At 39.7% G+C, this 13230-nt stretch carries 14 protein-coding genes; 9 read left to right on the top strand and 5 right to left on the bottom strand.

Features of this window, described 5'->3' with window-relative positions:
• The first annotated feature begins 69 nt into the window (after positions 1–69).
• From RYX56_RS16775 to RYX56_RS16795, 5 genes are all read left to right on the top strand, one after another.
• Entirely contained in the window at positions 70–1035 is a 966-nt protein-coding gene (locus tag RYX56_RS16775; protein WP_317123194.1) for a helix-turn-helix transcriptional regulator, read from the top strand.
• A gap of 327 nt (positions 1036–1362) precedes the next feature.
• A complete protein-coding gene (locus RYX56_RS16780) occupies positions 1363–1869 on the top strand; it encodes an RNA polymerase sigma factor (RefSeq protein WP_317123195.1) in 507 nt (168 codons plus the stop codon).
• Positions 1859–2848: an anti sigma factor C-terminal domain-containing protein gene (locus tag RYX56_RS16785; protein WP_317123196.1), complete on the top strand. Its 990-nt coding sequence runs from the start codon at positions 1859–1861 to the stop codon at positions 2846–2848. The genes RYX56_RS16780 and RYX56_RS16785 overlap by 11 nt, the downstream gene beginning before the upstream one ends.
• Positions 2849–2954: 106 nt before the next feature.
• Complete coding sequence (locus tag RYX56_RS16790) at positions 2955–4274, top strand: short-chain fatty acid transporter (RefSeq protein WP_317123197.1); 1320 nt, start codon at positions 2955–2957, stop codon at positions 4272–4274.
• Between the two features lie 147 nt (positions 4275–4421).
• Complete coding sequence (locus tag RYX56_RS16795) at positions 4422–5069, top strand: hypothetical protein (RefSeq protein WP_317123198.1); 648 nt, start codon at positions 4422–4424, stop codon at positions 5067–5069.
• A 44-nt stretch (positions 5070–5113) separates the two neighbouring features.
• On the opposite strand, the gene RYX56_RS16800 is transcribed toward RYX56_RS16795, so the two are convergent.
• Entirely contained in the window at positions 5114–5704 is a 591-nt protein-coding gene (locus RYX56_RS16800) for a TetR/AcrR family transcriptional regulator (RefSeq protein ID WP_317123199.1), read from the bottom strand.
• A 165-nt stretch (positions 5705–5869) separates the two neighbouring features.
• On the opposite strand from RYX56_RS16800, the gene RYX56_RS16805 reads away from it, so the two are divergent.
• The 4 genes from RYX56_RS16805 to RYX56_RS25830 all read left to right on the top strand — a co-directional run bounded on the left by RYX56_RS16805 (position 5870) and on the right by RYX56_RS25830 (position 9329).
• Positions 5870–6769, top strand: coding sequence for an ABC transporter ATP-binding protein (locus RYX56_RS16805; RefSeq protein WP_317123200.1), 900 nt, complete (start codon positions 5870–5872; stop codon positions 6767–6769).
• Positions 6770–6771: 2 nt separating this feature from the next.
• A complete protein-coding gene (locus RYX56_RS16810; RefSeq protein ID WP_317123201.1) occupies positions 6772–8376 on the top strand; it encodes an ABC transporter permease in 1605 nt (534 codons plus the stop codon).
• 80 nt (positions 8377–8456) lie between these two features.
• On the top strand, positions 8457–9002 hold the full coding sequence (locus tag RYX56_RS16815; protein WP_317123202.1) for a hypothetical protein: 546 nt from the start codon (positions 8457–8459) through the stop codon (positions 9000–9002).
• A 120-nt stretch (positions 9003–9122) separates the two neighbouring features.
• Positions 9123–9329, top strand: a complete 207-nt coding sequence (locus RYX56_RS25830) for a TIGR04104 family putative zinc finger protein (protein ID WP_369293551.1) — start codon at positions 9123–9125, stop codon at positions 9327–9329.
• 231 nt (positions 9330–9560) lie between these two features.
• Here the strand turns inward: RYX56_RS25830 and RYX56_RS16820 are convergent, their stop codons facing one another.
• From RYX56_RS16820 to RYX56_RS16835, 4 genes are all read right to left on the bottom strand, one after another.
• Positions 9561–10850, bottom strand: coding sequence for a TRAP transporter large permease (locus RYX56_RS16820; protein ID WP_317123203.1), 1290 nt, complete (start codon positions 10848–10850; stop codon positions 9561–9563).
• Positions 10847–11305, bottom strand: a complete 459-nt coding sequence (locus RYX56_RS16825) for a TRAP transporter small permease (protein ID WP_317123204.1) — start codon at positions 11303–11305, stop codon at positions 10847–10849. The genes RYX56_RS16820 and RYX56_RS16825 overlap by 4 nt, the downstream gene beginning before the upstream one ends.
• A gap of 87 nt (positions 11306–11392) precedes the next feature.
• Positions 11393–12409, bottom strand: a complete 1017-nt coding sequence (locus RYX56_RS16830; RefSeq protein ID WP_317123205.1) for a DctP family TRAP transporter solute-binding subunit — start codon at positions 12407–12409, stop codon at positions 11393–11395.
• A 16-nt stretch (positions 12410–12425) separates the two neighbouring features.
• Complete coding sequence (locus RYX56_RS16835; protein ID WP_317123206.1) at positions 12426–13220, bottom strand: carbon-nitrogen family hydrolase; 795 nt, start codon at positions 13218–13220, stop codon at positions 12426–12428.
• Positions 13221–13230: the final 10 nt, after the last annotated feature.

Here is a 13230-nt window from a genome sequence, read left to right on the forward strand (position 1 = left end):
TTTGTCATCACCTGTACAATGAACACGAATCTTAAATTCTATCAATAATTACCAAGAAAGGAAGATTTGATGTCTGAACGGTTAATTCGTCTTCTACGAATCATCATCTTAATTCAATCAAGTCCTGGAATTACGGCAAAAGAATTAGCCGACCGTTGTGAGACGACTCCTCGCACGATTTACCGTGACTTAGAATTATTAAGTGCAGCCCAAGTACCGATCACAAATGAAGGATATGGTAAAGGATATGAATACATAGGGAATTTTTCCATCTATCCAATCGACTGGACGGACAAAGAAGCCGTTGCTTTTGGCATGCTGCCAAATGTAATTGATCAAATGACGCATCTGTTTCCACCAGACTTTTATTCAGCCTATGAAAAAGTTATGGCGACCCACCAAAAGGAAAAGAAAGAGTTACAAGATGTGCTGCAGAAAATGGTTTCTATTATTCAAATGGGGACACCGGCCTTCCAAGAAGAGCAAAATAACTTTTTATCTCCCGTGATTGATTCGATACTAAACTCACGTACGATAGAAGTAGTCTATCATACGCAAAGCCGAGATGTGACAACGTCTCGCGCACTAGATCCATATTACTTAATTCCGCGCGATCATAGATTCTACTTAATTGCCTTTTGTCATGAGAAGCAAAAAGTACTAACCTTTCGCATGAGCCGTTTCCTTCAAGTGAATCAAACCGATCAAACCTTTGATATGAAAGATTTTAATTTGAAGAAGTACTTCAAAGACACATGGTCGATCATTCAAGGCAAAGATAAAATTCATTTTAAAGTGCTATTTAATAAAGAAGTAGCACGCTATATAAAGGAAGAAGAGTTATTTGTAAATCCAAGACTGACTGAAAATAAGGATGGAAGCTTATTGTTTGAGGTTACTCTGAATCACGACCGCGAATTCATGCAATGGCTGATGCAATACGGCATGGACGCAGAAATTCTTGAGCCAGTCGAATACCGTGAAAAAATGAAAGAGAAGCTGACAAAATGGATGAGCGTGTACGAAACGTCATAAGGAAGCAGGTAGCAACGAGGGTTGCTGCCTGTTTTGTAGGTTCGAACAGTATATGGATGACCTGGACGACGAGTTTCGCACATATAGAACACTTGGGAAGGCGGCTCGCACATAAAACGTAAATAGCGCACCTAAATGGGTGGGTACCGCACATATATCATGATTCTCACACATAACTGAGTCGCAGTCGCTCATAACCATTCAAAATTAGCACATACAACTAATTAAAGTCGAAACATAGATACATAATTTATTGTTCACTTTTTCCAGGTTGATTCGTCTTTATTATGAAAAACAGAAGAGAGCTTCTTAGATGGGAGGGCAGGGATGAATGACGCACAAATAGGTGAAATGCTGCAAGAACAACTGAGAATCGTGCGTTCCTATTTGCTGAAGATGGGGGCTACAAAGGAAGATGCAGAGGATATCATTCAAGATACAGCTTATCAGTTTCTTCTATATATAGACTCCGTTGATATTCATAACGTTGAGGGGTGGCTATTTCGAGTTGCGATCAATCGATATTATGATTTAACGCGAAAACAAACGAGAAGAAGAAACATTCTGCTCACCTTTAATGTTCAACAGTTGATGGAGGAGGTAACACCTGAGTCTACCTTTATCAGGCATGAGGAAGGGATGGAGGTAAGAACGGCTCTAATGGAATTAAAGAAGTCGTATAGTGAGCTACTCATATTAAAGTACAGCACGGGATTGCGAATCCAAGAGATTGCAGAGTTATTAAATATGAAAGAAGGTACGATAAAAACGAATCTGTACCGAGCTAGAAATCAATTTATGAAAGAATACAGGAGGCTATCCGATGACAGATGACAAGTTATTTTCAAGTAAGAAAGACTCGGGGCTTGGTGATCTCGTAAAAAAAGCTAGACGAAAATCGCTCATTAAGACGATCAGTATATCGTTAGTCGTAAGCATAGTGGTTTTGTTCTCCTTGTACTGGACGGGAAGCTACGTGATTCAAAGACAAATCAATCAATCTACGGATGATGCTTTATGGAGTATGGTTAGAGGAGCTAATGTGGAAGGGACTGGGGCTTCCTACACGTATTCTTTTACTTCAGCTATTGAAACGCGTGATCTGGTGAAGAAGATCGGGGGCGTGTCGCTTGCTTGGGGAGCAGAGGAAACAGAGTATACAATGTTTGGCACAAAAAAACTCCTCTCATCTGTTACATCTATTCATATATCTCAAGAAGCAGGAGAGCGGGCAATTCCTTATTTCCAAGGAGAACGAGTGATTGAGTTTTATCATCCAGAGGTTGAATATCAAGAAGTTTATGATGATCGTCCATTACTGGAGAATATCCCAGAATACATGGTTGCGGAGATGGCTTTTTCGTTTGATCAACCATATTCGCTTCAAGAAGTGGTTGATGTATTTGGCGATCAATTAGAATGGTATTGGGTCGACGACTTTTCTAAAGAAGACGTAAAGGATCATAACGAAATGAACCGAGTAAGAGAAGATGAAGAATACCATTTTAACCATTTGATTATGGGGAATGGAACATACGGGTTTCCTTTTTACGAAGGATCAACTGCAAAAGAATCAGCACAATCATTCATTCACACCTTAGAATATGTCAAAGAACAATCGAATGAATATGAATACGAGGTCGATCAAGTCATCAACGCTATTACGAATCATGGAGACAAGGACTTAGCTCCCGAAAATGTAGAAGTTATTGGAGTGGTCGTAACGGGTACTGCAGAGGAATTAAGCCAGTTTGATAATGTTGAGATGGTACGAGGGTCAACGCTTGGAGCGACGGCTAAAAGGTTTGAGTAAAGAAGGCGGAGGCCTTCTTTTTTGTGATCTGATACTAACGGCTTATCATAAATATTTTCATCCCTAAATAAAATGGAAATGAGACATACAATAGGGGGGGGAATTTATGCTTAATCGAGTAGCTGATCGTTTCTCACGTGTTATCCAGAGGTTTTTGCCAGATGCTTTTGTCATTGCGGTGCTTCTAACAATTATTGTCCTTGCTGTTGCCATTATGTTTAATCCAAGTGAACCAGTTCAAATTTTTCAAGCGTGGGGTGACGGATTTTGGACATATTTAGCGTTTACGATGCAAATGGTCCTTTTGTTATTAACAGGAATGGTGCTAGCATCGATTCCGTTTATTAGTAAGGGGCTAAGATCATTAGCGAACTTCGCAAACACTCCTACAAAAGCGTATTTACTCACATTCATCGTGGCTGCAGGTGCGTATTATATAAACTGGGGTCTAGCTGTTATCGTAGGTGCGATCATTGCGCGTGAAATTGGGAAACGAAATAAAAAAGCACATTTTCCACTGCTTATTGCAGCAGCGTATGCTCCAACCGTTCTCTATACTGCTGGATTTTCAAGTTCAATTGGATTAACAATTGCAACAGAAGGTCATTTTCTAGAAGAAACGATGGGTGTGATACCCACTTCAGCAACGATTTTTCATCCATCAACCGTTATTATCTTTTTAGTATTAGCCATCACTATGCCCCTTTTTATTATTCTTATGGCTCCTAAAAAAGGTATTACGTCTTATGCACCACCAGCTCGATCAACAGATTTTACGTTTGATAAACCAAAAAAAGATTCACTGAATCCTGCGCAAAAATTAGAATATACACCTATTTTAGGAATGCTTATTGGTGCGATTGGAGTCGTGTATACAGTTGGAGTGTTTGCAACAGGGCGTGACCTTGATCTAAATCTTATTAATCTCTTTTTCCTCTCCGCTGGTCTCTTTTTCCATCGTTCACTTGGACAATTTGCACAAGCATTTAAACACTCAGTTACCTCCATTTCACCTATTGTCCTTCAATTTCCTTTCTATGCAGGAATCATCGCAGTATTAGGTGGTTCAGGTTTAGGTGATGCCATTATTAATGGAATGGTCTCCGTTGCAACACCTGAGACATTTAATGTATTTAGTTACTGGGCAGCTGGATTTATTAATATACTAGCTCCTTCAGGTGGAGGACAATGGGCATTGCAAGGGCCGCTTCAAATTCCTGCAGCAATCGAGCTTGGTGTTGATCCAGCGATGACTGCCATGGCTGTTGGATGGGGAGATGCATGGACAAATCTCATTCAACCATTCTGGGCATTACCTATTCTTAGCGTAGTAGGTCTACACATCAGACATATTATGGGGTATTGTATTTTATTAAGTATTTGGGTAGGTGTGATTACGAGTGTGTTAATCTTTTTCTTGTATTAAATTTCTGGTAAGAGTGAAGATGGTTGTTTTCATTTTCACTCCTACTAATCTACAAAAATAAACCAAAAAACACCTGTTCGCTGACAAATATATGTCATTTCTCCTTGGTATGATCTAGGTATATCAAATCAATTGGAGGGATTAGACATGAAAAAGGCAAGTTTTTTTGTATCATTTGTAGCAGCAGCAATGGTGGTTACCGGGTGTGGGGAAGAGTCATCAGTGGAGAGAGTAGACGAAACGGAAGAGGCTACAGAGGTAACGGCAGATGCTGAAGTAGAGGCAACTGAAGAAGAGAATGAAGAAGCAGCGGAAGAAAGCGTGGAGAACAGAAATGTTGGAACTCGTGACAATCCACTAGTAATAGGTGAGCGAGTGACGGTTGAGTACAATGATTTGTTTTATGGAAATGTGAGTTTGGATGTGGAATTGCTTGAAGTCATTAGTGGAGACGAAGCGGCAGAACGTGTGCAGGATGGCAACCCATTTAATGAAGAAGCTGGTGAAAACGAGGAATATGTATTAGCGAAGTTTTACGTAAAAGCACATGAAATTGAGGAAGAGCCATTCGACTTGAATCATGCTCAATTTGACGCGGTAAGCAGTACGGGTAATGCTTATGATGAGTTTATCTCGGTATCAGGGCTTGAGCCAGACTTAAGCAATGAGCTATATTCTGGAGCTGAACGTGAAGGCTATACGTACTTTTTAGTTGATAAAGATGATGAGAATCCACTCGCAGCCTTTAAGAGAAGAACCAATGCAGAACTGTGGTTTGAACTAAGAGAAGAATAATCTAAAAAGGTCGATCCACCAAATAAGGGGGTCGACCTTTTCGTTTACTCCTCCTCGCGTTTTCCAAGGATTCCGTAAAAGAAAATATTCGTGATATCTTCTGTGAGAGGGAGGATGTTTTTGTAGACATCTTCACGCTGAACATACTCTTTTAGCATTTGGATATAAAAGATAATCGCTTGATCAGAGAGGTTCGGATCAACATACCCTTGTTCTTTTCCTTCTTTAAAAAGATGAGTGAAGTAAGGAAGAGCCTTTTCTACATAAATTTTCTCAATATAGTTGCCTTCAGCTGTGTATTCCTTCATTAAATAGTGATAAAACTCTTCATTGATCTGTTTGGCGACTTCTTTTTTATTGAAAATGAGTTTCTTAATTTTATCTGGAAATGGAATATCAGAGAAGACCGTCTCCTCAAACGTGGCAGAAGCTTGGTCGACATAATAAATAAAGACATCATGAATCAATTTATGTTTGCTTTCAAAATAATTGTAGATCGTAACTTGTGAAACATTCGCTTTTTTAGCTATTTCAGCAATGGAGACTTTTTGAATACCATACTCCATAAATAACTCTAAGGAAGCTTCTAATATATGTTGTTTCTTTTGTTCGCGCCTACGTTCAAAACCGTCCATCTCGTTCACCTCTCTTTATAGTTTAATCAAATTTATGTAATAAAACAAATAAATTAGTTCATAAACTCTTGTCAGGGTATTCTTTTTTGTATATTATGAACTAAATGAGTTAATAAATTTCATAATTTTCAGAGTAGATGGTAGAGAAACTGAGGAGGAGCTTAGATGACCATTTTAGAAACGAAGAACTTATCGAAGAAGTTTGGGAAGTTCACGGCATTAAATGGTGTGCATTTAGAAGTAAATAAAGGGGAAGTGTATGGTTTTATTGGGCCGAATGGTGCAGGGAAATCAACGACGATTCGAATCTTACTTGGTATCTTAAAAGCAACAAGCGGGGAAGCGACGATCTTTGGAAAGGATGCATGGAAGGATGCTGTGGAGATTCATAAGCGTCTCGCCTATGTGCCAGGGGATGTGAACCTTTGGCCGAATTTAACAGGCGGTGAAGTAATCGATTTATTTATGAAGTTACGTGGTGGTACACATAAAGGACGACGTGATGAATTAATTGATACATTCAAGCTTGATCCCACAAAAAAATGCCGTACGTATTCAAAAGGAAACCGACAAAAAGTTGCGCTTGTCGCAGCTTTTGCGTCAGATGCAGATCTCTACATTTTAGATGAACCAACCTCAGGCCTCGATCCGTTAATGGAAAAAGTGTTTCAACAATGTGTAGTTGATGCGAAAGAGTCTGGAAAAAGTGTGCTGTTATCGAGCCATATTTTATCTGAAGTAGAAAGACTGTGTGACAAGGTCGGAATCATTCGCGAAGGCGAAATGATTGAAACAGGCACATTAGCTGAGCTCCGTCATTTAACACGTACTCAAATGTTCGTAGAGTCTAAGCAGCCGATTGTTGATTTAGCTACTCTTAGCGGGGTTCATAAGATTGAACAAAAAGATCAAGGGCTTTCCTTTCAAGTGGATGCCAATGAGTTGGATCTCGTCATGAGGCATATTAGCCAGTTTGGACTAGTGAAAGTAGAGAGTGCACCGCCGACATTAGAAGATCTGTTCATGCGTCATTACGAAGGATCAGCTAGTCGTGGAGGTGAGTGACCATGTGGAAGAAACAGTTCAGTCAAACAGGAAGAATGACTCGATTTGTCTTAAGACGTGATCGAATTCGTCTTCCGATTTGGTTGATTTCAATAGTGCTGCTCACCATTGTAACAGCAACCTCTTTTACGGATTTGTATCAAAATGAACAGGAAAGACAAGCGATAGCGGAGACAATGAAAAACCCTGCGATGACTGCGATGGTTGGGCAAGGATATGGACTTGATAACTACACGGCAGGGCCTATGATGGCTCATCAAATGCTGTTATTTACCGCCATTGTCGTGGCGATCATGAGCATTCTTCTCGTCACTCGACATACGAGAGTGGATGAAGAAGAAGGACGAATTGAATTGCTTCGTTCCTTACCAGTTGGCTCATTAGCTAATCTTAGTTCAACGATGATTGTCTTAGTCGCAGCCAATATTCTGTTAGCTTTAAGTGTGGGATTTGGCTTAGCTAGCTTACAAATTGAGAGCATGGACTTAGGGGCATCGCTTTTATACGGAGCAGCTCTAGGGGCAACAGGGGTTTTCTTTGCTGCTGTTACGGCTCTATTTGCTCAGCTATCTGAGAATTCAAGAGGAACGATTGGTTATTCCTTTACCGTGCTTGGCGTTGCTTATTTGATCAGGGCAGTAGGAGATGTGAGCAACGAAACACTATCATGGTTCTCTCCGTTGGGTTGGATTTTAGGAACAGAAGTCTATGTGAACAATTACTGGTGGCCGATTGTGTTAACGATTGGTGGATCATTTGTGGTCTTACTAATTGCTTTTTACTTAATGACAATTCGTGATCTAGGTTCTGGCTTTCTGCCATCGAAGCCAGGTAGAAAATATGCGCCTCGTTCCTTATTAAGTCCATTTGGTCTAGCACTAAGACTGCAGCGAACCGGGATCATTGCCTGGGCAATCGGAATGTTTGTCTTAGGAGTATCCTATGGTTCTGTATTAGGAGACTTGGAATCGTTTTTCTCGAATAATGAGATGTTAACGGAGATGCTAGCACCAATAGAGGGAGTAACGTTAACGGAGCAATTTTTAACGATGTTAATGGCCGTTATCTCGATGATCTGTACGGTTCCGGCATTGCTCTTTATGCTAAAGCTAAAAGGGGAAGAAAAGAAAGGACAGACCGAACACTTATTAACACGTGCCGTTTCAAGAAACCAAGTGCTCGGAAGTTATTTACTCCTTTCCTTCCTGTTTGGCTTTGTGATGCTTTTTCTTGCATTAGTCGGCTTATGGAGTGCCGGAAATGCTGTGATGGAGGAAGCGATTTCGTTTTCATTAATGTTTAAAGCCGCGATGGTTTACTTGCCGGCGATTTGGGTGATGACGGGTCTAGCCGTCTTTGCGATTGGGTGGCTGCCGAAAGTAACGAGCTTGAGCTGGTTATACCTTGGTTACTCCTTTCTCGTTGTCTATTTAGGAAGCTTACTCCAATTCCCAGAGTGGATGGGGAAAATCTCACCATTTGGTCATATTCCTGAATACCCAGTGGAAGAGATCGGTTTCGTGACCTTATTTGTTCTCACAATGATTGCTGTAGCTCTCATAATTGTCGGTTTTATCGGCTATCGTAAACGTGATATAGAAGGATAGATGAAGAGGTCGGCTGCGGATGTGGCCGGCTTCTTTAATTGCTATAATAAACATAACAATACATAGGGAGCTGAACCGAAATGAATCCAACCATCCAACGCTATTTTACCGATCTAGAATCACCCGATAAACAAGCTCAATATGAAGCCTATCAACATCTGATTGAAGCGACCCGTACTGAAGTGGACTGGGCGTATGAAGTGTGGGATCAATTGAAGGAAGATCTAACAAATAAAGATGCTCATAAACGCTCAAGAGCTGCACAATTTCTCAGTCATTTAGCGATCAGTGATCTTGAAAAAAGAATCATAGACGATTTCCCGAAAGTATGGGCCGTCACGAAAGATCCTAAATTTGTGACGGCTAGGCATTCTCTTCAATCCATTTGGAGAATCGCTTTAGCTGGAGCCGAACAAAAACAGTTAGTCATGACTCATCTAGTCGACCGTTTCAAGAATTGCTTAGATGAAAAAAACTACACATTGATTCGATTTGATATCCAACAAAATTTCCGTCATCTTTTTGATCAATCGGGGGATGAGAAATTGAAGCAATTAGCTATAGAGTTAATTGAGCTAGAGGAAAAAGCGAAGTATCAGAAGAAATATAAGACGGTGTGGAGATAAGGAATGATAATGTGATGTAGGAATTAGACCGACTCTCATAGGAGTGGGTCTTTTTCAACTGGGATAATATGTTAAGATTAGCAGGGTGAGAGGTTTTGAATTTCTGCTTGGAGGGATTTGATGGATTTACCTGTATGTTGGTCTTGTCACCAGCGTTTTAAATGGAGAGAATTAGTATTAATGGTTGAAGGGAAAACGAAATGCTCGAACTGTATGGAGACGCAATATTCAACGACACACTCTAAATGGAGGATGGGTGTGCTTTTTCTTCCGCTCCCATTTTTGGCGATCATCCTAAAATTATTTTCGTTTCCCTTCCTTGTATAAGGGGCTATCGTTTTAGCATTAACATTAATTCTTTATCTATTTGCACCTTTTCAATATCGATTTAACGATAAACGACAACAACTTTTTTAATGAGGAAGAAATGTATATAACTAGCGAATGTTGGATGATGAAACGTTTTATAATGTTAGGTGTACCGGTAAGAACCGGGTGCTTATTTATGAAGATGAAAAAACCGAGTAGAATGGGGATTCCTTCTTACTCGGTTTTATTTTATTCAACCCCGAAATTTTGCATGAATTCTGGTAAGAACATGGTAACTTGTGGAATGTAGGTAATAACAATTAATACTGCAATTAAAATGAGTATTTGAGGAATGAGATACGGAAACATAGCGGGAACTTTGATCTTTGCTATTTTAGCTGTAACAAATAAGCAAACACCTAGTGGCGGAGTAACCATTCCAATTGTTAAGTTTACAGCCATAATGATCCCAAAATGAACAGGGTCAATGCCTGCAGCAAGGATGAGTGGTAAGAAAAGTGGTGTAAAAATTGATACCGCACTAATTGTATCAATAAAGGTTCCTGCAATTAATAGGATGACGTTTATTACGAGTAATAATAAAATTGCATTATCTGCTACGGGACCTAACATCTCAATCATTTGTTGAGGAATTTGATGATAAGTTAATAGCCAAATGAATAATGCCGCATTACCAATTAGAAAGACAATACTAGCAGTTGTTTTAGCTGTATTGAGCAAGATTATACTTAAGTCTTTTAACTTCAATTCCTTGTAAACAAGTGTACCAACAATAATTGCATATACTACCGCGATGACCCCAGATTCTGTTGCAGTAAACACACCAGAGATGATTCCTCCCAAAATGATTAGAGGCATAATCAAAGCTAGAAGGGCATCTTTAAACCCTAATAAGAATTCCTTCATATTCGGAAGTCCCTCACGTGATTTATTGCCATTTTTTATCCCAATAATTAAGCAATAAACCATCAAGCCTACACCCATCAAGACACCTGGAACAACCCCGGCGATAAATAAATCACCAATTGATACACTGGCCATTACCCCAAATAGAATTAAGACGATACTCGGTGGAATAATCGGACCTATTGTAGCAGAGGTGGCTACTAAACTAGCAGAAAAGCGATCATCGTAACCTTCTTTTCTCATAGCAGGAATCATCATTCCTCCAATTGCAGCAGCGGCTGCAATCGCTGTACCTGTTAAAGCCGAGAAAAACATACTAGCAACGATAATAACCATAGCGAGGCCACCTGGTAGCCAGCCAACGATCATTTGTGAGAAGCGAATCAATCTTTGAGATATTCCACCTTTTGTCATGATTTCCCCAGCTAAGATAAACAATGGAACAGCTACAAGTGTGAAACTATTAATCCCACTGAAAATCCGCCTTGGAATATTAACGAGTAGGCCTGGGTCAGTAAGCATAATTCCTACCATTGATACAAAACCAAGAGCAAAAGCAATTGGAACACGAATTAAGATTAATAAAAATAAGAAAGGGATTAACCAAATCATTTTACCACCTGCCTAACGTGAAAATAGAGCATGAGTAAACCACTTAATGGAATAGCCAAATAGACATAGGCAGATTTTATTGGTAATAATCCAACGATCTGTCCAGATTGAAAGTTTGCTTGAACTAATTGCCAGCCGAAGTAAATCAGAACGACAATCATGATCAACACGACAGTGAACTCTAAAGTAGAGATGATTTTTTGCGCCCAAGCAGGTGCTTTTTCTAACATATCGACTTGTAAGTGTTCACGTTTATAGATGCATAGCGCAGCACCAAACAAGACTGAATAGACAAAGCAAATTAATAGAGCTTCTTGAGACCAACCTAGTGGCTGCTCGAGAACGTATCGAAAGAAAACTTGGAGCAATGTAATAAATACCGTTAAACCAAGGAATACCACAATAATCAATTCGGTTAGTTTCTCAAGAATATAATCGACCTTAGTCATAATCATAAATAGACTCTCCTTACCCTCTGAATATGAAGAAAACCGTTGATTGAACTTGTAGAAATCTATTCAAATCAACGGTTTTTAAATTAATTATTCAACATTAGAAATGTCTTCAATGAGCTCTTGTGGTACTTGTTGTGAAAGAACCTCAGCTACATTTTCTGTAGCAACTTGGAAAGCTTCACGATCTGGATCTTCTATAACAGTTACGCCACTATCTTTAATTGTTTGTAAAATTTCTTCTTCCATATCAAGTAGAGCATCACGTTGATAAGATGTTGCTTCTGCTACTGCTTCACCAACAGCAGCTTGTTGGTCTTCACTTAAACCGTCCCATGCACGGTTACTCATGACAACAATTGCAGGAGAGTAAGTATGAGCAGTTAGAGATACGTGATTTTGAACTTCGTAGAATTTCATTGAGTTAATCGTAGGTAAAGGATTTTCTTGGCCGTCAACTACACCTTGATCTAGAGCTGAGTATAATTCATTAAAGTCAACTGGAGTAGGGTTCGCACCTAGCTCACGCATATGAGCTTCCCAAACTGGAGAAGGTTGAACGCGCACACTTAGTCCTTGTGCATCTTCTGGAGTGTGTACTTCACGTACATTATTCGTTAAGTGACGGAATCCAACTTCCCAATAACCAACACCAACCATATTTCGCTCATTAACATCATCAAGTAGAGATTGTCCAATGTCACCATCTAATACATTGTAGATATGATCACGATCTCTGAATAAGTAAGGGATCCCGAAGACATTCATAGCGGGAACCGTATTCGCAAATGAGCTATCAGCTGCAACGGTTGTCATATCAATGCTACCATCAAGAATTTGCTCAACGACTTCACCTTCACTACCCAAAGTTGCATTTGGATAAATGTCTACACTTACGGAGCCGTCTGTTTTTTCTTCTACTAACTCTTTGAACTTCTCAGCAGCAATATGATATTGATGAGATTCTGAGCCGCTATGAGCTAAACGAAGAGTTGTGCTTTCACCGCTACCTTCTGTTTCAGAAGCTTCATTGGATGTTTCACTTCCCCCACATGCTGACAGTACCATCGCTAATGACAAGCCTAAAGCAAGAAATGATTTTTTCATAATACCTTCCCCCTTATTAAAGTGATTTATAGAAATCTGGTGTACGACTTTTGAATACTGGTACGTTTTCTCTTACTTCTTTTACTTTTTCTAAATCAAGTGAAGCTACAATCGTTTCTTCTTGATCCTGTGTGGCAAAATGAATGAAATCCCCCCAAGGATTAACAATCATCGAGTTCCCACAAAATTCAACACCATCGTATTCTCCAACTCGGTTAGAAGAGACGATATACATTTGGTTTTCAATCGCTCTCGCTTGTTGAAGAACTTTCCAGTGATTGCTTCTTGCTTCAGGCCATTCAGCCACAATGTAGACAGCTTGAGCACCTTCAAGAGCAAGTCCTCGCATCAATTCTGGGAAGCGCAAGTCATAACAGATGACGATCCCCATTTTTTGGCCATCGAGTTCAAACGTTTCGGCACTGCTTTGTCCCCCCTCTAAGTAGAGATGTTCATTTAACATCGGCACAAGATGCATCTTGTCATATTGATAGACGAGATTTCCTTTGCGATCAATCACAACTGCACGATTAAAGATCTTATCGTTTTCTTTTGTTGCAAAAGAACCACCAACGAGGTTCACTTGCCACTTTTTTGCTAACTCTTTTATGAAGGTAAGAGTTATTTCTGATTCGTCTTCAGCAAGGTCATGAAGATCATCAAGGGTGTAAGCGGTGGTCCACATTTCCGGCAATACGAGTGTGTCTGGCTTGTCTGTTTCACATACCTCATTAATCCATTTAGCTACTTTCTGGCGATTTTCTTCAGGATTACCAGGTATGATATCCATTTGATAGATTGCAAGTTTCATTTAAATACCT

The sequence above is a fragment of the Alkalihalophilus lindianensis genome (assembly GCF_032843265.1).
Lineage (GTDB): Bacteria > Bacillota > Bacilli > Bacillales > Bacillaceae_D > Alkalihalophilus > Alkalihalophilus lindianensis.